This window comes from Arthrobacter sp. TmtSoilC48, assembly GCF_059739425.1.
Genome location: NZ_AP046049.1, coordinates 1,070,615 through 1,090,669, shown reverse-complemented (window position 1 = coordinate 1,090,669; position 20,055 = coordinate 1,070,615). Strand labels below are relative to the sequence as shown.

Annotated in this window: 17 protein-coding genes and 1 riboswitch; of the genes, 10 read left to right on the top strand and 7 right to left on the bottom strand. The window is 62.5% G+C overall.

The annotated features are described in order from the left end of the window. Window position 1 precedes the first annotated feature (1 nt). Window positions 2-1,474 carry a cardiolipin synthase gene (gene cls / locus AC6I97_RS05200; protein ID WP_224089291.1) on the bottom strand — a complete coding sequence of 491 codons (1,473 nt, stop codon included), beginning with the start codon at window positions 1,472-1,474 and terminating at the stop codon, window positions 2-4. A 96-nt stretch (window positions 1,475-1,570) separates the two neighbouring features. Here cls and AC6I97_RS05195 point away from each other — a divergent pair, with 96 nt between their 5' ends. Beyond that, complete coding sequence (locus AC6I97_RS05195) at window positions 1,571-2,512, top strand: aminodeoxychorismate lyase (RefSeq protein ID WP_497944269.1); 942 nt, start codon at window positions 1,571-1,573, stop codon at window positions 2,510-2,512. A 251-nt stretch (window positions 2,513-2,763) separates the two neighbouring features. Beyond that, entirely contained in the window at window positions 2,764-4,212 is a 1,449-nt protein-coding gene (locus tag AC6I97_RS05190; protein ID WP_497944268.1) for an amino acid permease, read from the top strand. 100 nt (window positions 4,213-4,312) lie between these two features. Here AC6I97_RS05190 and AC6I97_RS05185 read toward each other — a convergent pair whose 3' ends face one another. Further along, a complete protein-coding gene (locus tag AC6I97_RS05185; protein WP_224165525.1) occupies window positions 4,313-4,801 on the bottom strand; it encodes a carboxymuconolactone decarboxylase family protein in 489 nt (162 codons plus the stop codon). A 431-nt stretch (window positions 4,802-5,232) separates the two neighbouring features. Between AC6I97_RS05185 and AC6I97_RS05180 the strand changes: the two genes are divergently transcribed. Genes AC6I97_RS05180 through AC6I97_RS05170 form a run of 3 tightly spaced genes read left to right on the top strand, consistent with a single transcriptional unit; the run spans window position 5,233 to window position 7,866 of the window. After that, window positions 5,233-6,900 (top strand): GMC oxidoreductase, encoded by a 1,668-nt coding sequence (locus AC6I97_RS05180; protein ID WP_497944267.1) that lies wholly within the window; start codon window positions 5,233-5,235, stop codon window positions 6,898-6,900. Beyond that, window positions 6,897-7,301 carry a PAS domain-containing protein gene (locus tag AC6I97_RS05175; protein ID WP_497944266.1) on the top strand — a complete coding sequence of 135 codons (405 nt, stop codon included), beginning with the start codon at window positions 6,897-6,899 and terminating at the stop codon, window positions 7,299-7,301. Before AC6I97_RS05180 ends, AC6I97_RS05175 begins: the two co-directional genes overlap by 4 nt. Beyond that, window positions 7,294-7,866, top strand: coding sequence for a cupin domain-containing protein (locus AC6I97_RS05170; RefSeq protein WP_497944265.1), 573 nt, complete (start codon window positions 7,294-7,296; stop codon window positions 7,864-7,866). The genes AC6I97_RS05175 and AC6I97_RS05170 overlap by 8 nt, the downstream gene beginning before the upstream one ends. Window positions 7,867-8,063: 197 nt before the next feature. Here AC6I97_RS05170 and AC6I97_RS05165 read toward each other — a convergent pair whose 3' ends face one another. Genes AC6I97_RS05165 through AC6I97_RS05155 form a run of 3 tightly spaced genes read right to left on the bottom strand, consistent with a single transcriptional unit; the run spans window position 8,064 to window position 12,057 of the window. Continuing rightward, window positions 8,064-9,116, bottom strand: a complete 1,053-nt coding sequence (locus tag AC6I97_RS05165) for a PLP-dependent cysteine synthase family protein (protein WP_497944264.1) — start codon at window positions 9,114-9,116, stop codon at window positions 8,064-8,066. Beyond that, complete coding sequence (locus AC6I97_RS05160) at window positions 9,113-10,726, bottom strand: aromatic amino acid ammonia-lyase (RefSeq protein ID WP_497944263.1); 1,614 nt, start codon at window positions 10,724-10,726, stop codon at window positions 9,113-9,115. The genes AC6I97_RS05165 and AC6I97_RS05160 overlap by 4 nt, the downstream gene beginning before the upstream one ends. Before the next feature lie 2 nt (window positions 10,727-10,728). Continuing rightward, window positions 10,729-12,057: an NtaA/DmoA family FMN-dependent monooxygenase gene (locus AC6I97_RS05155; protein WP_497944262.1), complete on the bottom strand. Its 1,329-nt coding sequence runs from the start codon at window positions 12,055-12,057 to the stop codon at window positions 10,729-10,731. Window positions 12,058-12,223: 166 nt separating this feature from the next. After that, a riboswitch (SAM riboswitch) is annotated at window positions 12,224-12,335 on the top strand. A gap of 14 nt (window positions 12,336-12,349) precedes the next feature. Here AC6I97_RS05155 and AC6I97_RS05150 point away from each other — a divergent pair. From AC6I97_RS05150 to AC6I97_RS05135, 4 genes are read left to right on the top strand one after another with little or no spacing between them, the layout of a single operon-like run. Next, window positions 12,350-12,616 carry a DUF1737 domain-containing protein gene (locus AC6I97_RS05150; protein WP_497944261.1) on the top strand — a complete coding sequence of 89 codons (267 nt, stop codon included), beginning with the start codon at window positions 12,350-12,352 and terminating at the stop codon, window positions 12,614-12,616. Next, window positions 12,613-13,023: a rhodanese-like domain-containing protein gene (locus AC6I97_RS05145; RefSeq protein ID WP_216926789.1), complete on the top strand. Its 411-nt coding sequence runs from the start codon at window positions 12,613-12,615 to the stop codon at window positions 13,021-13,023. The genes AC6I97_RS05150 and AC6I97_RS05145 overlap by 4 nt, the downstream gene beginning before the upstream one ends. Further along, window positions 13,024-14,232 (top strand): O-succinylhomoserine sulfhydrylase, encoded by a 1,209-nt coding sequence (locus tag AC6I97_RS05140; protein ID WP_497944260.1) that lies wholly within the window; start codon window positions 13,024-13,026, stop codon window positions 14,230-14,232. 10 nt (window positions 14,233-14,242) lie between these two features. Further along, window positions 14,243-14,839: a hypothetical protein gene (locus tag AC6I97_RS05135; protein ID WP_497944259.1), complete on the top strand. Its 597-nt coding sequence runs from the start codon at window positions 14,243-14,245 to the stop codon at window positions 14,837-14,839. Here AC6I97_RS05135 and AC6I97_RS05130 read toward each other — a convergent pair. Together AC6I97_RS05130 and AC6I97_RS05125 are read right to left on the bottom strand one after the other, a co-directional pair. Further along, complete coding sequence (locus AC6I97_RS05130; RefSeq protein ID WP_497944258.1) at window positions 14,836-16,050, bottom strand: glutamate--cysteine ligase 2; 1,215 nt, start codon at window positions 16,048-16,050, stop codon at window positions 14,836-14,838. The genes AC6I97_RS05135 and AC6I97_RS05130 overlap by 4 nt on opposite strands. Window positions 16,051-16,158: 108 nt before the next feature. Beyond that, complete coding sequence (locus AC6I97_RS05125) at window positions 16,159-17,682, bottom strand: UDP-N-acetylglucosamine 1-carboxyvinyltransferase (RefSeq protein ID WP_497944257.1); 1,524 nt, start codon at window positions 17,680-17,682, stop codon at window positions 16,159-16,161. A 203-nt stretch (window positions 17,683-17,885) separates the two neighbouring features. Here AC6I97_RS05125 and AC6I97_RS05120 point away from each other — a divergent pair, with 203 nt between their 5' ends. After that, a complete protein-coding gene (locus tag AC6I97_RS05120; protein ID WP_497944256.1) occupies window positions 17,886-20,018 on the top strand; it encodes a penicillin acylase family protein in 2,133 nt (710 codons plus the stop codon). Window positions 20,019-20,055: the final 37 nt, after the last annotated feature.

The window sequence follows — 20,055 nt, the reverse complement described above, 5'->3', positions numbered from 1 at the left end:
ACTATTGGAGCGTCGCGGTCAATCTCGCGACGTTATCCACATACTTGGCCAAGGGGGGTCTGTCCATCCAGTCGTCCAACGTAAGCTCACGGGATACCTCGCGATACGTGGACTCCACGGCCCGCATGAGGTTCACGGTTTCGGCGCCCAGCAGCATCACCGAAACTTCCATGTTCAGGGAGAAGGAGCGCATGTCCATATTGCTGGAACCGAGAACCGCAACTTCGTCGTCGATCGTGAAGTGCTTGGCGTGGAGTACGTACGGCGCCCGGTACAGGTAGATGCGGACACCCGCTTCCAACAGTGCTTCGTAGTAGGAGCGTTGGGCGTGGTGGACCAGGAATTGGTCACCCTTTTCCGAGACAAAGAGCTCCACATCCACGCCGCGCTGGGCAGCTGTAGTGATCGCATAGAGCAGGGAGTCATCAGGCACGAAGTATGGGCTGCAGATGGAGATCCTGTGCTGCGCCGAGTAGATCAGCGTATTGAACAGGCGCAGGTTGTTCTCGGTGGCGAACCCTGGACCACTGGGGACCACCTGGGCCGTGACCTGTCCCGGGGAGGGCTGGGCGGGAAGGCGAAGCTGGCTCTCGAGTGATTCGTCGGTTTCGCTGAGCCAGTCGGTTGCGAAAACTACGTTGAGGGTGGCCACAATCGGCCCTTCAAGCCGGGCCATGAGTTCAACCCATTGACGGCCCGCACGGCGATGCTTGGGATTGTTATAGGAGGGCTCGATCAGGTTCTGGGAGCCGGTGAAGGCCAGCGTCCCGTCAATGACCAGGATCTTGCGGTGGTTCCTGAGATCAGGGCGGCGCCACTGGCCGTGGATGGGCAGCAGTGGCAACATCCGCTTCCACTGGATCTTGCCTGCCTTGAGCCGGCGGACCAAGCGGCGGTAGCCCTTGATGCGCAGCGTTCCGATGTGGTCAAAGAGCAGCCTGACGGTGACACCCCGCTCGGCGGCCTTCTCCAGTTCAGTGAGCAACTCATCCGTTACGAAGTCGCTGCTCATGATGTAGAACTCTGCGTTGACGTAGTCCGTAGCACCCCGCACTGCCTCGGCCATGGCTTTAATGGACTCCTGGTAGCCAGGAATGAGCTCCACCTTGTTGCCATCGACCATCGGCAGCGAGCCAAGGCGATGGTTCAACTCACCCGCCGACTTCACCCATTCCGGGCCAGGATAGGTGCTTACGGGGTCGGCCAGGTCGGAGGTGACAGCGCGAACTCGATGGTTCACTTGTTCCTGCTGCTCACGCCGCCGCTTGGACAAACGGAAATTGCCAAAAAGCAGGAAGAGCACGAACCCAACGGTCGGGACGAGGAAAACAGCCAGAAGCCAGGCCATGGCCGTAGTGGGGCGACGGTTTCCGGGAATGATGCCCAGCAGCACGATGCGCATGATGACTTCCGCAATGGCCCAAGCACCTAAAAGCCAGGTCCATTCCGGGCCAATCGGAAAAGGAAAAAGCACTCCACAACCCCCACGGTCCAAGAACTAACGGTGACCACAGCCTATCCGCCCGCCGTGCAGGAGGGCCGCACCGGGGTGCCGCACTAAGCTGGGAACATGACTTCTCCTGCCCCCACGGTTCTCGTTTTCCTGGACCCGGCCTTCGAAAACGGCCGCATTGCCGATTCCAGCCAGCCCCAGCTCATGGCCACGGACCTGGGCGCTACCCGTGGCGACGGTGTGTTCGAGTCCCTTCTGGCCGTGCAGGGCAGGGCGCGCAAAGTGCAGGCACACCTGAACCGGCTGGGCACTTCCGCAGCTGCCTTGGACTTGTTTATTCCGGAGCAGGACGTCTGGCGAAGGGCGATTGACACCGCGATCACGGAGTTCCGCACGGTGCACCCCGCGCCGACACCCGAAGAGGACGAAGTCGTCATCAAGCTGATCGTGACCCGTGGCGTTGAAGGTGCGGCGAGCCCCACATGCTGGGTACAGGCCTCGCCCTCACCCGCAGGCAGCCGCCGGCAGCGCGAGACGGGCATCGACGTCGTCCTCCTGGACCGCGGCTTCGACACCGAAGCCGGCGAGCGTGCGCCGTGGCTGCTGCTGGGCGCCAAGACGCTCTCCTACGCCGTGAACATGGCTGCGCTGCGTTACGCCCACAAGCAGGGCGCCGATGACGCCATCTTCACCTCCACGGATGGCCGCGTCCTTGAGGGGCCAACATCCACTGTGTTGCTCGCCCACCTCGAGACAGTGGACGACGGCGAGGGTACCGTCAGGACTGTTCGTCGCCTCATCACGCCGCAACTGGATAGCGGCATTCTCCCCGGTACATCGCAGGGCGCGCTGTTCGCCGCCGCGAAGGCTGCCGGCTGGGAGCTCGGGTATGGGCCGCTGGTGCCGCAGGACCTGTTCGACGCGGACGCCGTTTGGCTCATTTCGAGCATCCGCTTGATCGCGCCCGTGAATCACATCAACGGCCACGAGATCGGTACTCCCGCTGTCCGGAAACAGCTCACTGCCGAACTGAATGAGCTGTTTGCCGGGATCGAGTAATTCCGGCCGGCCAGACTGAGGCCTACTCTGCTCCGCTTGGAACCTAGCAGATGACAAGTAGAGTAATTGCTCGCATGACTTATTGATAAGGAACTCTTGGTCTCAGCAGTGAGCTTCACGGGGGTTCAATCGCGTTCCTTATCCTCCTTGAAATGGGCGTCCGTCATGTGATGAATCTTGTTCTCGTGTTAGTTGGATCACGTCCTCCCAACACCATTTGAGACTTTGCTGGCTAACTTCCCGGAGGGAATATGGGACACAGCTCCCCCACAACAGCCGAGGCATCGGCACCCGAGGCGCAGTCGGAGACTGGCGCCTCACAGGCAGGGCTTCGCCGGTCCATGGAGGCCCGGCACCTGGTGATGATTGCCATGGGTGGCGTCATCGGCTCAGGCCTTTTCGTCAGCTCGGGTTACACCATTGCCACCGCGGGCCCTTTGGGCGCCGTTCTCGCGTTCCTTATCGGAGCCGTGGTGGTCTACCTGGTGATGGCATGCCTCGGGGAACTCGCCGTTGCGTTCCCCGTTTCCGGCGCCTTCCACATCTACGCTGCCAGGACCATCGGACCTGCCACCGGTTTCGCCACGGCCTGGCTCTACTGGCTTTGCTGGGCGGTGGCGTTGGGTTCGGAATTCACTGCGGCCGGCCTGCTCATGCAGCGCTGGTTCCCTGGCGTCGACGTCTGGATCTGGTGCTTCATATTCGCCAGCGTCCTGTTCACCCTCAATGCCATCTCATCGCGCGTCTTCGGTGAATCAGAGTTCTGGTTCGCGCTCATCAAGGTTGCCGCCGTCGTCGGCCTGATTGTCTTGGGCGGCGCAGCTTTGATGGGCTTCCACCCGCTGGCCGCAGGCGACTACCCGTCGCTCACCAGCAACTTCAGCACACCCGAGGGGCTGTTCCCCAACGGCTTCACGGGCGTCTTCGTCACCTGCCTGGCAGTCTTCTACGCCTTCTCAGGCTCCGAATTGATCGGTGTGGCCGCCGGCGAAACATCCAATCCCGGCGCCAACATCCCCAAGGCCATGCGGACCACCGTCATCCGTCTCATGATCTTCTTTGTCGGCGCGATTACCGTCATCGCAGCGACCATCCCCTATGAGAAGGTCAGCGTTGACGAAAGCCCGTTTGTCACCGTCTTCTCGATGCTCGGCATTCCGTTCGCTGCGGACATCATGAATTTCGTGATCATCACCGCCCTGTTGTCTGCTGGAAACTGTGGACTCTACTCCTGCGCCCGCATGCTCTTCTCGCTGGCCGACGAAGGACACGCCCCCAAGGCTTTCAGGAAGCTGACCAAGCGTGGCATCCCGATGATTGCCCTGTGCGTCAGCATGCTCGGTGGCCTTGCCTCGCTGATCAGCAGCATTGTGGCGCCGGCAACCGTGTACCTGGTTCTCGTCTCGATCGCCGGCTTTGCAACTGTGGGTGTGTGGATGTCCATCGTGGCCTCGCACTTCGTGTACAGGCGCACGTTTATCAGGAACGGCGGCGACCTCAGTACGCTCCCTTACAAGGCACCGTTCTTCCCGCTGGTTCCGATCCTGGCGTTCGCGCTGTGCGTTGTCTCCCTGATCGGCATTGCCTTTGACCCCAACCAGGTAGCGGCACTGCTGTTCGGCATCCCGTTCGTAGGGGCTTGCTACGCGTTCTTCTACTTCAAGTACGGACGACGCGCCAAGATTCCCGTGGCTTCCTGACCTTCTTTGGCGGCAGATCAGCCCCTGCGCAACCCATTCCGGCTGCGCAGGGGCTGATGTTGTTTGAAAGTAGGTCAGGACGCCAAACGGCCTCCCAAATTCAGGACTTCGGCTTGGCCGTCCTTACGGGGTGCTCGCTCAGGATGGACAGGCGGTTGAAGGCGTTGATCCCAATCGCGGCCATGCAGAGAACACTGATTTGCTCGTCGTTGTAGTGCTCCCGGGCGCGCTCGAAGAGTTCGGGGCTCGGCCGTGACGTGCTCATCCGGGTGATCTGCTCAGTGATTTCCATGGCCACCCGCTCAGCCGGTTCAAACAACGCCACTTCCTTGTAGACAGCCACCAAGGACAAACGCTGTTCTGTTTCGCCGTACCCCAAGGCCCTGCGATGGTGCAGGTCCAGGCAGAATGCGCAGCCGTTGATCTGCGACGCAAGGTAGTTCAGAAGTTCGATGGTCCGGCGTGGGACACCTGTGCGGTCGGCTTCTCCAACCACCTGTTGGGCATAGTGGCTCAGCGTTGCGTACAGCTCGGGCTGTTGCTTATCCAGATAGCCGGCGAGACGTGCTTTTGTTTCCTGTTCAGGCATGCTTGGAGCCTAGCGCAACTGGTATGGGGTGCCGGAGGGAGAGGCATCCACCCACGTAGTAGCACCGGCCCGAAATCAAATAGAGATGGGCGGTGGAAGCCGCATTATCGACATTTTATGACCAGTTCATCACAAGCTGGAAATGAGACTTGACTACTAATCGATGCAAATGGAGTACTCACCCAAGGACGCAAATAAATACGCTTCCACTTTCTATTGCGCGCTCATTCCAACAGTGGTTCACTGAGGCGCAGTGATCCCTGCTGGGGCGGGAGAACTCCCTCTCTGTCCGGCAGGACACACTGTTTTCACTACGCCGTGGGAACAGAATGTTGATGGAGGGCATCATTGTGAGTGCAGTTTCTTCGTCCCAAAATTTCAACCACGGGTTTCCTACGCCCGGCCCCCAGGATCCTTCCCCGCAGAAGGTCATGGACCACGTATTTTTCCTCAATCAGGAAGAATGGAAAGACGTCCGCGAAACGGAACAATTCGATCATATTGTCATCGGCAGCGGGTTCTGCGGGTACGCGTTCGCGGAGAGGACCCTGACCGTTAACCCCCAGGCCAGGATCCTGGTTATTGAGCGGGGTCCGTTCTTCCTGCCCCAGCATTTCCAGAACCTTCCGTTGCCCTATCGCGAGACCCTGGGCGGCCTTTCTGAAACATTCCCATGGACGCTGGCTGCCGCCACGGCCAACCAACCCGCCGGCAAGATCTCCTGGCAGCACGGAATGGTTCCGTTCTATGGTGGCCGCTCCATTATGTGGAGCGCTTGGTGTCCGCGACCTGAAGAGGACGAGATGCGCGGGTGGCCACGCGCAGTCATGGATGCCGCAAAAGCGCACTTCACCACCGCAGAGGATCTGCTGAATGTGGTCAGCGCCGACCAAATCGACGCCGGGGCGTCTGCCGACGTCGTGGATCTCATCAACAACACCCGGCCCGTCTACGGGATCATGCAGAAGGCACTTCAGGACCGGCTGGCGGCCGGCTTGCACAAGATTGACTCCGCCACCCGCTCCATGCCGGCACCACTGGCAGCAGCTTCGGGCGCGACCTCAGGCATTGACTTCGCCAAATTCTCAACGCCATCGGTGCTGCTTGAACTATCGGACAGGCAGCAACGGCTGGCAGCAGCAGGCAAGGGATCCCCGCTCCGCATCGTTACGGACTGCACTGTGAACAGCATCATCCAACAGGACGGCCGGGCCACAGCGCTCGATACCAGCCGCGGTGTGGTGAACATCGGAGACGCAAACCTGGTGCTTGCCATGGGCACGTTGCCACCTGCCACCTTGGTCCTCAATTCGTTCCCCGAAGTGCCTGGAGTTGGTGAGCAGTTCAGCGCCCACTTCATTACGTCCGTCGTGGCAAGGGTCCCCCGCAAGGATTTCGAGTTCAGCGAGGCCCTGGGCGAGTTGGAACTGGCCGCCATCTACATGGCAGGCATGAGTCCCGCGGGCATGCAGTACCACGTGCAGCTCTCAGTGCTCTCAGATCGGAGCCCGGACAAGAACGCCCAGAAGTCCGAGCGTTACGCACCTGACGTCGTTGCCACCGCCTCGCTGGCCCAATTGCAGTCCTCAGAGGACTACCTGGTGTTCGTGTGCGCGGTACTGGGCGAACTTGACATCGATAACCCGGAAAACCACCTGCGCTATTCCGGTGGAGCGGACCCCACCAACAACGTGACTCTTCAGGTGCTGGCCAACTCCACGGACGATGCCACATGGGACACCATGGACGAGGGCACTTTCCAGATGTTGGAACGCGTACTGTCACCCGACGGCGCGGATCATGTTGAGTATTGGCACGGCGACCCGGACACCGGAACCTGGGGACCGGACCGGCCCGGCATTCCCGAGCGCCGCGTCCCGGGACTCGTGCACGAGAGCTCCAGCCTTCCCATCGGCGAGGACGAGGACTCCACCGTCGGCACCGACTACCGCCTCAACGGCGTCGAAAATGTCTATGTCGCGGGCGGTTCACTGTGGCCGACCGGCGGGTCCTGGAACCCAACCATGACCATGGTTGCGTTGACGCAGGACCTCGCCGAACGGTTGGAGGCCGACGGCGGCACGGGAGTTGCGCTGTGACCGCGGTTCCGGCCCTGGACCCGGCAGTCCTGCCCACGTTGCCGCCGATGACAGTTGCCGACGTCCTGGACAGGCAGGATGGCATCTATTGGGTGGTCAAGGACGCGAATTCCGTTTTCCTGTGGGTGAACCAAAACTTCGCCGACCTCGTCGGGATGACCAAGGACCAATTGATTGGGCATCAGGACTCGCGGGCAGCCCATGTTGCCCATGACAAGGAGGTGATGGCCAGCGGAAAACCCCTGCTCAATTTCCACGAAGTCATCGAGGTTCCGCTAAAGGATGGCGGGACGGTGAACGTGGACATCGTGACCCAGAAGGGGCTCCTCCGGTCGCTGGACACCGGGGCCATCATCGGAATCACTGTCTGCTTCTCACTTGCGGATCCCCTCAATGACTGACGTGGATCTGGCAGGCGGCAGTCCGGGCATCCACGCGGCCAGCCCGGACGCGGCCAGCCCGGACGCGAAGGAGTGGATCAAGCGGTTGGACATGACGCCGTCGGGCGTTGGCGGCTGGTTCGCGCCGGCAATGGTGAGCGACGAGCTAATCGCCGGGCGGGCATTGCCACCTCGCTTTGGCAGTGACCATCCGCTGTACAGCTCCAACTGGTATTTGTTGCAGGCGGGCGAAGTCCTCCAGCTGCACACTTTGAAGCAGGACGAGCTGTGGTTCTTCCATCTGGGCACACCCATCCGGCTGCACGTTTTTTCGCAGACAGAGGGGTACTCATCAACGGTCTTCGGTCCGGATCCGGAGGCTGGTGAGATTCTGCATGGCGCGGCGCCGCATTCCACGTGGTTCGGAGCTGAGTTGGCTGGGGACGGGTTTGTCCTGGTGAGCTGCAGCCTGTCCCCCGGCTATGAACCGAGCGATTCCGCGAAGCCCACGAGCAAAGATGTGGAGGCACTCGTGGCGCAGTTCCCTGGTCAGTCGGAGTTGATCAGGAGGCTCGCGGCCGGCTAACCGCCGCTGAAGGGTGCGCCCGTAAGAGGCGGGTGCACCCTCCAGCGGGGCGTGAAGTGAGAGAACATCCGCCCAAAAGCCGCTGGAAGTGAGAGAAGATCCGCCCAAAAGCCGCTGGAAGTGAGAGAACATCCGCCCAAAAGCCGCTGGAAGTGAGAGAACATCCGCCCAAAAGCCGCTGGAAGTGAGAGAGCAAGCTATTCGGTGGCGTCGCGGGCCAGGTGGATGCCGTTCTCTGCCAGCCACACCGGGTTGAAGGCCTTGCTCAGGTAGTTCGTTCCGGCGTCGGGCGCTATGGCAACCACCACCGAACCGTGGGGTGCGGCCCGGGCCACGCGCAGGGCAGCAGCCACCGCGAGTCCGGACGATGGACCCAGCGCCAGCCCTTCTTCGTCAAGGAGCCGATGCACCGTGGAGTAGACCTCGTCGTTGGGGATGCGCAGGAAACGGTCAACAATGGAGCGGTCAAAGGCCTTGGGCCATTCAGCCTGCGGCCAGGAGTTACCCACGCCGTCCACCAGGATCTCGCCCGGATGTCCCCCACTGTATGCGGAGCCGTAGGGGTCGGCGCCTATCACTTCAAGATGCCCGCCCGGCCGCGATGCTGCAACCTTCTCTTTCAGGAACCGGCCGTTGCCGCTAATGGTCCCGCCGGTTCCGATGCCGGCCACGAAATGCGTCACCAGGCCGTGGGTCTGCTCCCAAATCTCGGGCCCGGTAGTTTGGTAGTGCGCGGCAGGATTGGCAGGGTTGTCGAATTGCATGGGCCGCCACGCACCGGGCGTTTCGGCCGTGATCCGCGCTGCCACAGCGCGGGCGTTCTCCGGCGATTCGGAGGGCGCGCCCCAGTCTGTCAGCACTACGCGCGCACCATAGCTGTGGAGCGCGGCCAGCTTCTCCTGGGAGATGGTGTCGCCCGTAACCACCACCACGGGGTGCCCCGTCAGGCGCCCAATGAGCGCCAGCCCGATCCCGGTATTACCGGACGTGCTCTCCACAATGGTTGCGCCCGGCTGTAACTCTCCTGAGCGCTCCGCCGCCCGGACCATGCTCAGCGCAGTACGGTCCTTGATGGATCCGCCCGGGTTCTCGGACTCAAGCTTGATGTGCATGGTGCTGCCCAATCCACGGCCCAGGGCTTCCAATTTCACCAGCGGAGTGTTGCCCACTTTATCCAGGACGGAGGCATCCAGGCCATCCGGCAGCCCTGCCGCCGCATGTGCGCCCTGTTTGCTGATTGCGGTACTCACGTGGTCCCCTCCCTTTGAGCCATCGGCGGCAATTCCAGCGCCACCACATCACGCAATTCACGTCGGGCGCGCTCCACCAGGTCCGGAGCGGACGGCCGATCTGCCAGCACATCAGCCAGCCGGCCCGCGACGGCGCCGGTCCCCTTCCCAAGCGGTTGGGCGGCCCCCGCTTCGAACAACAGATACGACGCCGTCAGGGCCTCAATAGCAAGCAATTTCTCCAAGGCCTCCAAGGACCTTTCAAGTTGCTGCAACGCCAGCGGCGCCAAAGTGGAGTGGTCCTCGACGTCGGCCGAGAGGGTGGGTGCCCCGAGCGTCGCCGGCGCTGCCAGGAACTTCAGTTCGGACAGGAGTCCCGCTGCGGAGTACCAGAGCAGCCCGGGCAACTCCTCCTGCACAAGCCCTGCGGCCGGTCCGGACCCGGAAACCGCATTCGACGACGAATCCTCCAGGTGCCTGGCGGCAGCCTCCAGATGCCTGGCCCGGATCACCCGTTGTGGCGGATACAGTTTGGCGATGCGCCGCTCGCTGGAGATCCCCACGTGCGCCAACGCAAGCCGCAGGCCCTCAAAGGAAAGAGCCAGCTGCATCGGTTGGAAGTTCCCTCCGGACACCATTTGCCCGCTTTCAATATCAACCAGGGGGTTGTCGCCACGCCCGTTGAGCTCCACGCTCAACGCAGCGCCGAGTTGTGAAACCAGGGAGCGAAAAGCGCCATGCGTCTGGGGCGCAGAACGGAATGACAAAGCGTCCTGCACCGAGACTTCGGGACGAACGTCCTCCAACCATCCGCCGCGCAAAAGGTAACGGACGGCTGCCGCCGAGTCCTTCTGCCCGTCCACCGCCTTGCCCGCTTGGATAGCAGGCGAAAACGGGCTGAGGTTCCCGCCGCCGTCGTACCTTGCAATGGCTTCAAGCGAGAGGGAAAGCGCGACGTCGGCGAGTTCCGCCAGCTGTTGCAGGCGCACCAAGGCGAGGGTGCCGGCCCCCACCGAGTAGGCGTTTGCGCTGACCAGGGCCAGGGCCTCACCGGGCGCGAGCCGCAGCGGCTGAAGACCGGCGTCGGCGAGCGCTTTCGCCCCGGGTACCAGGGTGCCGTTCGCGTCGATCGCTTCACCTTCACCGATGGCGACGGCGGCGACGGCGGCCAGCTGGGTGAGGTCCGAGGAGCCGACTGAGCCTTCGCGCGGGATGGCGGGAAGAACCCCACGGTTGAGCAGTTCCGCATAGAACCGGGCTGTCTCCGGCTGCACGCCGGAGCCGCCGCGGCTGAAGCCGATGAGCCGGGCGAGGATCACAGCGCGGGCGGAGGGCCGGTCCAGATGCGCGCCCACGCCGCTGTTGTGGTATCTGACTACTTGGATTTGATAGGCAAGAACCGATTTCTCCTCCACGGCCGTATCCCGTCCGGATCCGAGGAGGGTGTTCAGGCCGTAGATTCTCTGCCCTGAGGTCGCAGCGCGCTCCAGCACTTCGCGTGAGCGGCCGATCAAAGACAACGCATCATGGTTGAGTTTCACGTGAAACGCCGGATCCAAGGCAGCCTGCGCTACGCGCTCAGGGTCCACCGGCGATGTGCCGATCAACAGGGTCCGGGGCTCGGAGGACATCGTCAGAAGTCCAGAAGGTTCTGGCGGAAGCCACCGTCGCCGTAACTCTTCCTCAACAGGCCACGGCGGCGCAGTTCGGGAGTGAGCTTGTCCAAGACGCCGTGCACGGTGACGGGGTCCACGAAGCCGGAGAAGAGGAAGCCGTCGCCACCCACAGCCTCGCCGGTCTCCTCGAGATAATCCGAGATTTCACCAACCGTGCCGATGATCGAATCACCGGCGCCACCGCTGCGTGCCTGAAGGATCTGGCGCAGGGTAGACCCCGGAGGTGCCGCCTTGGCGAAGTGCTCCAACGTGCCTTGGTTGCTGTTGGTGCTCAATTCGGGCAACGGCGCATCAAGGTCGAATTGCTTGAAGTCGATCACGGACAGGTAGGAGATCGAATTGAGCTGGCTGTCGATATCACGCTGGGTTAGCTCCCGGCGCTGCGCACGCAACTCCCCGGCCTCGGCCGATGAACCAACCACGGTGGGCTTTAGCACGAAAAGTACCTTGACGTCGTCGGGGTTCCTGCCCGCCTTGGCAGCCTCGGCACGGATGGAATCCCGGTAGGCCTTCATGCCGTCAACGCCACGGGCCAAGGCGATCGCCACGTCTGCATGCCCACCCGCGAACGCTTTGCCGCGGGGAGAAGCGCCGGCCTGCACCAGTACGGGCTCCTCCGGCAGAGGTGCGGTGTTGAGGGGACCGCGGACCTTGAAGAAGTCACCCTGGTGGTTAATAGGGTGCACTTTGGTGTGGTCGGCGAATACGCCGGCCTCAACGTCCTCAAGGACGGCGTCCGGTTCCCAGCTCCGCCAAAGCCTGCGGACGACGTCGACGAATTCCTCCGCCTTCTCATATCGAAGGTCGTGTTCAATCTGCTGGTCCAAACCGTAATTCTGCGCTGCGAGGTCGCTGCCGGAGGTGACAACGTTCCATCCCAACTGCCCCTCGGAGAAATGCTGCAGCGTGGCCAGGAGGCGGGCCGCAGTGAAAGGCGGATAGAACGATGCGCTGACCGTCGGGACGATTCCAAGGTGCTCGGTTGCGGACAGGAGGTACGGCACCAGGGCCAAGGGATCATGTTTGGGCGCAAAGGAGGCGTGTGCCAGCGAGACCTCGGCAGTGCCGCCATAGGTATCGGGAACAGTAAGGGAGTCCTCGATGATGAAGAGGTCAAGGCCGGATTGCTCAAACGCGCGGACGGCGTCTTGATACAGGGCAGGCTTCTTCCAGTCGTAGCCCAGGCTGTAGCCGGGAGTTCCCCATCCCTGGACACCAAAACCGTGGCCCACGAACCATCCAAAATGCAGCATGGGCTTGAGTGTAGAGCTGCCTTGTCCGTTCACCGCGACCTGATTTCTTGCGAAGTTACAGGGGGTCGTACTGCGTCAATTATGCTCCCGGGGCGTCACATTTGGGCTGCTACTCCAGCACCGGCCGGTTACGCAACATGACGACCGCGTAACCGCTTGCAAGTGCGGGCCGCCGCCGCGGGATGTTACGTTTTTCTTGAGTAATGAGCACCAGCGCCAAGCCCTGACTTGCTGGTCGGCAACCCTCTCTCCGGCGGGGTGCCTCAGGTGACTACTCGGCGTATCGACACTTCGAACTGCAAGCGTGACTGAGGAGCACCAGCCAATGCCTGAAACCACTGAAGAAAAACTCTCCTACCGCCTGATTACAGGTCCGGATACCCGTGAATTCTGCGAGCGGATCACCACGGCCCTCGCCGACGGCTACGTGCTCCACGGCAGCCCGGCAGCCACGTTCAATGGCACGGATGTCATCGTGGCGCAGGCGGTCGTCCTGCCCGCTGCCATCGCCAACGCAGACGCCGCCGTCGCGAATGCTGTTGACCAGTTGGAGAACGACGACGACGAAGAAGCATTCGAGGGACACGCATGAGTTACGCAGGTGACCTGACCCCGCAGGACGCGTGGGCCAAGCTTGAAGAAGGCGCAATCCTGGTAGACGTCCGCACCGAGGCCGAGTGGGCCCACATCGGCATCCCGGACACCAAAGCCACAGAGAATGATCCCCTGTTCATTCAGTGGAACCTCGCCGGTGGCATTCCCAACTCCCGCTTCATCGAGGACCTGCAGCAGCAGGCACCCGAGGGTGAGGGCGTGGAACTCGTTTTCATCTGCCGCTCAGGCCAGCGCTCCATCTCGGCCGCCATCGCCGCGACGCAGGCCGGGTTCACCGCCTACAACGTGCTTGAGGGCTTCGAAGGCGACCCGGACCGCTACGGCGAACGGACCATCAACGGCTGGAAGAACCGCGGCCTGCCAACCAACCTGGGGAACGACTAAGTGACTTTCAATCCCGATGCCGCCAGCTGGAGCCCTGACACCCAGGCAGTACGCGGCGGCCTTGACCGTACCAACTTCCAGGAGACGTCCGAACCCGTTTTCCTGAACTCCGGCTTCGTCTACGAATCCGCTGCCGCCGCCGAACGCGCCTTCACCGGCGAGGACGAACGCTTCGTTTACTCCCGCTACGGCAACCCCTCTGTAGCCACGTTCCAGGAACGGTTGCGGTTGCTCGAAGGAACCGAGGCATGCTTCGCGACGGCGTCAGGCATGTCCGCGGTGTTCACCGCCTTGGGTGCCCTCCTGGCTGCCGGTGATCGCGTGGTTGCCGCCCGTTCCCTGTTCGGCTCGTGCTTCGTAATCCTCAACGAGATCCTGCCGCGCTGGGGCGTGGAGACCGTGTTCGTCGACGGTCCCGACCTCGACCAGTGGCGGGCTGCCCTCTCCGAACCGACCACCGCCGTGTTCTTCGAGTCGCCCTCGAACCCCATGCAGGAAATCGTGGACATCGCCGCCGTCAGCGAGCTGGCGCATGCTGCGGGAGCGACCGTCGTCGTCGACAACGTCTTTGCCACACCCTTGCTCCAGCGTTGCGGTGACCTGGGCGCGGACGTCATTGTGTACTCCGGAACCAAGCACATCGATGGCCAGGGGCGTGTCCTCGGCGGCGCAATCCTGGGCACCAAGGCATTCATCGATGGCCCGGTCAAGCAGTTGATGCGGCACACCGGACCTTCACTCTCCGCCTTCAATGCCTGGGTGTTGACCAAGGGCCTGGAGACGATCGGCCTGCGGGTGAACCACAGCTCGGCGTCTGCTTTGAAAATCGCGGAATGGCTCGAGCAGCAGCCTGCCATCAACTGGGTCAAGTACCCCTTGCTGAAATCGCACCCTCAGTACGAGCTGGCAGCCAAGCAAATGAAGGCCGGCGGTACCGTGCTGACCTTCGAGTTGCTGCCCTCCTCCGGGCGTTCGGCCAAGGATGCCGCGTTTGCATTGCTGGACGGTCTGCGCGTCATCGACATCTCCAACAACCTGGGCGACTCCAAGTCCCTCATCACGCACCCGGCCACCACTACCCACCGGGCCATGGGGCCCGAAGGGCGTGCGGCCATTGGGCTGAGCGACGGCGTGGTCCGTTTGTCCGTTGGCCTGGAAGACGTGGACGATCTCATTCTGGATCTGGAGAAGGCCCTCAAACAGGTCTAACCTTGCTGCCATGAGCGGGAACCACCCCCATCGCCGTGCCGGAGCAGTCATCGTTGCCGGTACGGCGGTGTGGTTTGCAGGGATCTCGCCTGTATCGCGTGTCTACATCACCCCTGATGCCGCTGAACGTCTTCGTATGCTTGAGGCCGGCCAGCGTGGCTGGGTGATCGGCCAGCACCTCGCTGCTGCCGGAACAGTCGCGGTGCCGGTGGGATACGCAGCCTTTGCCCGTCGTCTTCCGCGCGGACAGGCGAAGCGTTGGGCTGTTGCAGCCGCGGCAGCTTTACTGGCAGGTGCTCCGCTCTTTGTCTCCAGTTTGTCCCGCCGGGCCGCGGATCTGGAACGCTTTGCCTACGGCCGTGGATCGAATGCGCCCTTCCTTGCCTATTCCGGGCTCCACGTTCTTGCCCTGGCTGCGCTCGGCGGAAGCCTTCTTTCCTTGCCCACCAAACGGTGGATCGGAGTCACGGCCGCAGCCAGCGCGCCCATATACGGCGCCATCCTTGTGGCGAAGAAGGACATCCCGCCGTTCGTGTTCTACCTCGTCGAGGGCTTGGCGGGGGCTTACTTGATGACGTGGGACGGGACTGACTCCGCAGTAGCCTAAGGCCTGCGGACCCTCGTCAGGATGGGCGCCGTCAGGTTGGGGGCCGGGTCCTTACGTGCATCTGCGGCAGCACCACGAATCGTCGCCTTCACCGCATGCCCAACCACCGCCCCCAAGGCCTCCCTGCTCGGCGGACTCCCTGGCGGATTCCGGGCGTCATGCTGCCGGTTGTTGAAACGCTCTGCTGCTTCGCGTTGCTCCCGGGCCCCGTTCCCGCGCTCAAGAACGTCCGCGATTCCGGCCTTCACCAACTCCAGTTCACCTTGGTCATCCAGGACCGGGCTCAGGTAATCCACCAAAGCCCAGACCACGTCCGCTGCCGGCTGGGGACGGAAGTCGCCAAAGTCCAGGAGGTCTCCCCGAAGTCCGGAATTGCTCGCTTGCCAACTCGCCATCCGGAGCAGGGCAGTCGGAACCGAGGCGGGCTCAACGCCGTCGAGCATTTCCAGGGAAGCAGTCTCAACCAATGCCCTCACAAGCACCGCAATCAAGGCTGCGTCCTCCGAACGGAGGCAGACGTCAGCCACCCTGACTTCCACAGTGGGATGGTTGCGGGAGATGCGCGCGTCGAAGTAGATCATGCCCTCATCAAGGAGAACCCCCGTGTCCAGGAGGCGCTGGACCATGCGCCGGTAGGCAGTCAACGAACCAAAAACGGCAGAAGGCCCGGACGTTGGCCACCGGTTCCAGGCCTGGATCCGATAGCTCTCGAAACCCGTGGGCAACCCACGCCAGTAGGGGGAATTGGCGCTGATGGCCGTCAAGACAGCAAGTTTGTCGCGGATGTGGTCGAGGACCACCACGCCCTCTTCAGGGGACTCCACAGCGGTATGCACATGGAAACCGCAGGTCAGTTGCTCGTGGGCCGTCAACCCGAAGCGCTCAAGCATCACGGCGAAGCGGGGATCCGGGGTGGTATGGGTGTTCTTGGCCAGTGGCGAGGTGGCAATCGCGGCCACCCGGGCGTTGTGCTTCCTGGCGGCGTCATCGGCCATGGCACGTCCACGCCGGATCTGCTGGAGGAGCTCGGTGTAGGTATGGCACGGCCGGGTCTGGGTTTCGATCTGCTCCAGTTTCAGTTCGTGGCTGAGCCCCATCCCGCTTTCAAGCGCCGCTTCCGGCCCTGCGAGCAGAGCATCCGCGAGGGCCAGGGGCTCGCCCGTCACAGGATCGACGATGAGTAGCTCTTCCTCCACCCCGAAAGTCCGCATGGCACCATTGTGCTTCATGCGGCATCCGGGTTACAGCAACGCGGGGTCACTTACGGCCCATGTCAGGGCCCTAAATGGGCTCTAAGTGACCCCGCGTTGCAGGAGGGCCTAGTCCTGGAAGTACTCCACCTTGGCGCCAATGGTGTTCAGTCGCTCGGCCAGGTCCTCGTAGCCGCGTTCAATCACGTAAATGTTGCGAAGCTCGGACGTTCCACGGGCAGCCAACATGGCCAGGAGCAGGCACGCTGCCGGACGCAGGGCCGGCGGGCAGCCGATCTCCGCAGCGCGCCACTTGGTGGGTCCGTTGACGTAGATCCGGTGCGGGTCCAGGAGCTGCACTTGGGCGCCCAGCTTGTTGAGCTCCGTCAGATAGATGGCGCGGTTCTCGTAGACCCAGTCGTGGATCATCGTCTGGCCCTCGGCATTGCCTGCAATCACTGCGAAGAAGGGCAGGTTGTCGATGTTGAGCCCCGGGAACGGCATGGGGTGGATCTTGTCCTGTGGCGCGTGGAGCTCAGAAGGCTTGGTGGTGACATCCACCAAACGCGTCCGGCCGTTGCGGGCCGTGTATTCACCTGAGATTTCCAGCTTCTGGCCCATTTGTTCCAGGGTGGCGAGCTCGATTTCCATGAACTCGATGGGAACCCGGCGGATGGTGACCTCGGAGTTCGTGACGATGCCCGCGGTGATGAGGCTCATGGCTTCGATGGGATCCTCGGACGGGAAGTATTCGATCTCCACGTCTATGGCTGACCGGCCAGTGATCTTCAAAGTCGTGGTCCCGACGCCCTCGATGGTCACGCCCAAGCCCTGCAGGTAGAAGCAAAGATCCTGGACCATGTAATTAGGGCTCGCGTTGCGGATCACGGTGGTGCCCTCGCGGTGCGCGGCAGCCATGATCGCGTTCTCGGTGACGGTGTCGCCACGTTCGGAGAGGACGAAGGAACGGTCGTGCCCATCGGCAGGGGGTGCCACCACGGAGTAGAAGCCGGACTTTGCCCCCACCGTCAGCCCGAACTGGCGCAATGCCTGCATGTGGGGTTCAACGGTGCGCGTGCCGAGGTCGCATCCACCGGCATAGGGAAGCAGGTACTCGGCGGTCTCATCCAGGAGGGGGCCGAGCAGCATGATGACGCTGCGTGTGCGTCGGGCTGCGTCCACATCCATCGATTCAAGGTCAAGCACTTCGGGCCTGCGGATACGGAGGTCGCTGCCGTTGAGCCAGGTGCATTCGACGCCGATGGACGTCAGCACCTCAACGATCCGGTTGACTTCCTCAATGCGGGCCAAGCGACGCAGCGTGGTGGTGCCGCGGTTGATCAGGCTTGCACAAAGCAGCGCCACCCCGGCATTCTTGCTGCTGTTGACATCCACTTCGCCGGACAGCGTGTGGCCGCCCTCCACCCGGAGGTGAGTCATCTGCGGCTTGCCTACTTTGACGATGGAACGGCCGAAGATGGCTTCCAGCCGTTCGATCATTCTGAGGCTGAGATTCTGTTTGCCCTGCTCCATTCGGGCGATAGCGCTCTGGCTGGTTCCCAGCTCGGAAGCCAACTGCCCCTGCGTCCAGCCCTTTTCGCTTCGCGCGTCGCGGAGCAGGAGGCCTACATTTTCGGCGGTAGGTTGCGTCATACTCAAGAAATATCACAAGTGAGTTAGAACTGCTGAACAAATCGCCGATTCAGCGGCAAACATCACACGGTACCCGCATAGTGCGATAACTAAGCCTCAAAATCAGCTTCTTCATGAAAAGCCCCACGATTTGAGAACCGGTCCAAATCAACCTATCTTGAACTTAAGTAAGCCTAACCTAAGCTGGAAAGCGGTCTGAGAGAATGACGCCCCCGACGCAAAACCCCGCCCCGCCGAACGGCTCCGGGGTTTACCGCGATCACTGGGGAATCCCCCATCTGTGGGCCGGGTCGGCGGACGAACTCGCCTTCCTGCAGGGCATGAACGCAGCAACGGATCGATCATGGCAGATTGAGCTGGAGCGCTGGCGCTCGGAGGGCCGTATGGCTGAAGTTCTGGGCCCCGATGTGGTGGTATGGGATCGTTTTGCCCGGCAGTCCCGGCTGAACGAGACTGCCCGCCGTTGTTTCAACGGGCTGGATCCCGCAACCCAACGATGGGTTGGCCAGTATGTTGCAGGCGTCAACCACGCGCTGGCCACCAATCTGCGCGGCGGGCCCGAATTTGACGGTTCCGGCAGCGCACCGGAACCGTGGAACCCTTGGACGCCGCTAGGGGTGTTCCTGGTGCATCACATTCTGTTCTCCACCTTCCCCAACAAACTTTTCCGCGCCCACGTGGCCAGGACGCTGGGCCACGATGCCATCAGCTTGTTCAGCATCGAAGCCCCGGTCTGGTCCGGCAGCAACGCGTGGGCGGTCCACGGCTCAATGACCGCGAGCGGACTCCCCCTGATCGCCGGCGACCCACACCGCCTCATGGAACTGCCCGGGGTGTACCAGCAGGTTCGGCTTGCGTGCCCGGAGTTCGACGCAGTCGGCTTCGCGTTTCCCGGCGTTCCCGGGCTGCCGCATTTTGGCCACACCGGAAAGACCGCCTGGGCCGTCACCAACGCCATGGCCGACTACCAGGACCTCTTCGAAGAGCGGTTGCGCCGCGTCCCCGCCCCGGAGGCGGGCGGCGAGCGCATCGAGGCGCACGGCCCGCGAGGCTGGGAACCCGCCGTCGTAAGTAGCGAAACCATCCATATCCGTCATGGCGACTCTGTAGGCACAGAGACAGTGGAGATCATCGAGACCGCCCGCGGTCCAGTGATCTCGGAAACGCCCGACGGCGCCGCGTTGAGTTTGCGTTTCCCGGCGCAGGTTGAGGGGCGGCTCGGTTTCGAGGCCCTCCTGCCACTGCTGAGAAGCGGGAGTGTGGGCGACGTCGAAGCAGCTTTCGATTCGTGGGTGGAACCGGTCAACAGCGTCGTGACTGCTGATGCTGCCGGAGCGGTACGGCATTTCGTAGCTGGATTGGTTCCCCAACGAAATCCGGCCAACCGACGGTTGCCTGCTCCGGCGTTGTCGGCACGGCATGGCTGGGACGGCGATTACATTGCCCTGCCGCGCACGGAGGTCCAACGGCTTGCAGTCAGCGCCAATGATCGTGCTGCAGGCGGCGGCGATGCCGTAGCGATGGAGTTCGCCCCCGCCCATAGGGCTCTGCGGATTCGGGAGCTTCTGGAGGAGGTGCATGGTGAACTGACCGTGGACCACATGCAATCCATCCATATGGATTCCTTGCTCGGTCCATGGCCCATGTTCCGGGAGGTGCTGGGCAACCTCGACCCGGCAGATATGTCCAGGGAGGCCAAGTCACTGCGAACGCTGCTGCTCGAGTGGGACGGGACAATGGCGGCCGGCAGCCACACTGCGGCCGTTTTCGCGTCATGGCGGGGCGCCTTGGTTCAGCGCATAGCACGTCATCCCGCGCTGGCGGCTCTGGCTGAACCTACCGGGTATTCCCCTCTGTTCGGGCCCTGGCTGTCGGTCGCTTCACGCATAGGTTTCGCCCTGGAAACGCTGTTGGTCAGAGCCTCGCAGCTTGGTATCGATATGGCTGTGGAGGCCGCGGCCGCACTCGAGGATGCAGCCTTGGAAGACTCCTTGCTGGACGATGCCGTATGGGGCGATCGGCATAAGCTCCTGGCGGTCCACGTTCTCCCAGGCGACCTCGCCGCTTCGGCACCAACCCCAGAACTAAGCGGAGATACCGGATGCGTACTCTGCACCGAAAGCCTCCCTGGTGTGGACGACCGCAGTTTCCGCGGACCCGTGGCCCGCTATGTCTGGGACCTGTCCGATCGCAGCAACAGCCGTTGGATTGTGCCATTCGGCGCTGCTGGACGGCCTGAGCATCCACATTTTACGGACCAGATGCCGCTCTGGGCCTCAGGAAAGATGATCCCTGTGGTCACGGACTGGAGCGAGCTCAGTCATGACCACTCCTAAGACGCCCCCTAATTCGCACGAACCAAGCCCAGCCCAG

Bases quoted from the DNA above. Each gene is read 5' to 3' on its own strand.
- AC6I97_RS05195 (WP_497944269.1), top strand. From the start codon at position 1,571: ATGACTTCTCCTGCCCCCACGGTTCTCGTTTTCCTGGACCCGGCCTTC.
- AC6I97_RS05170 (WP_497944265.1), top strand. From the start codon at position 7,294: ATGACTGACGTGGATCTGGCAGGCGGCAGTCCGGGCATCCACGCGGCC.
- AC6I97_RS05145 (WP_216926789.1), top strand. From the start codon at position 12,613: ATGAGTTACGCAGGTGACCTGACCCCGCAGGACGCGTGGGCCAAGCTT.
- AC6I97_RS05125 (WP_497944257.1), bottom strand. From the start codon at position 17,682: ATGACGCAACCTACCGCCGAAAATGTAGGCCTCCTGCTCCGCGACGCG.
- AC6I97_RS05180 (WP_497944267.1), top strand. From the start codon at position 5,233: ATGGACCACGTATTTTTCCTCAATCAGGAAGAATGGAAAGACGTCCGC.
- AC6I97_RS05190 (WP_497944268.1), top strand. From the start codon at position 2,764: ATGGGACACAGCTCCCCCACAACAGCCGAGGCATCGGCACCCGAGGCG.
- AC6I97_RS05185 (WP_224165525.1), bottom strand. From the start codon at position 4,801: ATGCCTGAACAGGAAACAAAAGCACGTCTCGCCGGCTATCTGGATAAG.
- AC6I97_RS05160 (WP_497944263.1), bottom strand. From the start codon at position 10,726: ATGTCCTCCGAGCCCCGGACCCTGTTGATCGGCACATCGCCGGTGGAC.
- AC6I97_RS05135 (WP_497944259.1), top strand. From the start codon at position 14,243: ATGAGCGGGAACCACCCCCATCGCCGTGCCGGAGCAGTCATCGTTGCC.
- AC6I97_RS05130 (WP_497944258.1), bottom strand. From the start codon at position 16,050: ATGCGGACTTTCGGGGTGGAGGAAGAGCTACTCATCGTCGATCCTGTG.
- AC6I97_RS05120 (WP_497944256.1), top strand. From the start codon at position 17,886: ATGACGCCCCCGACGCAAAACCCCGCCCCGCCGAACGGCTCCGGGGTT.
- AC6I97_RS05150 (WP_497944261.1), top strand. From the start codon at position 12,350: ATGCCTGAAACCACTGAAGAAAAACTCTCCTACCGCCTGATTACAGGT.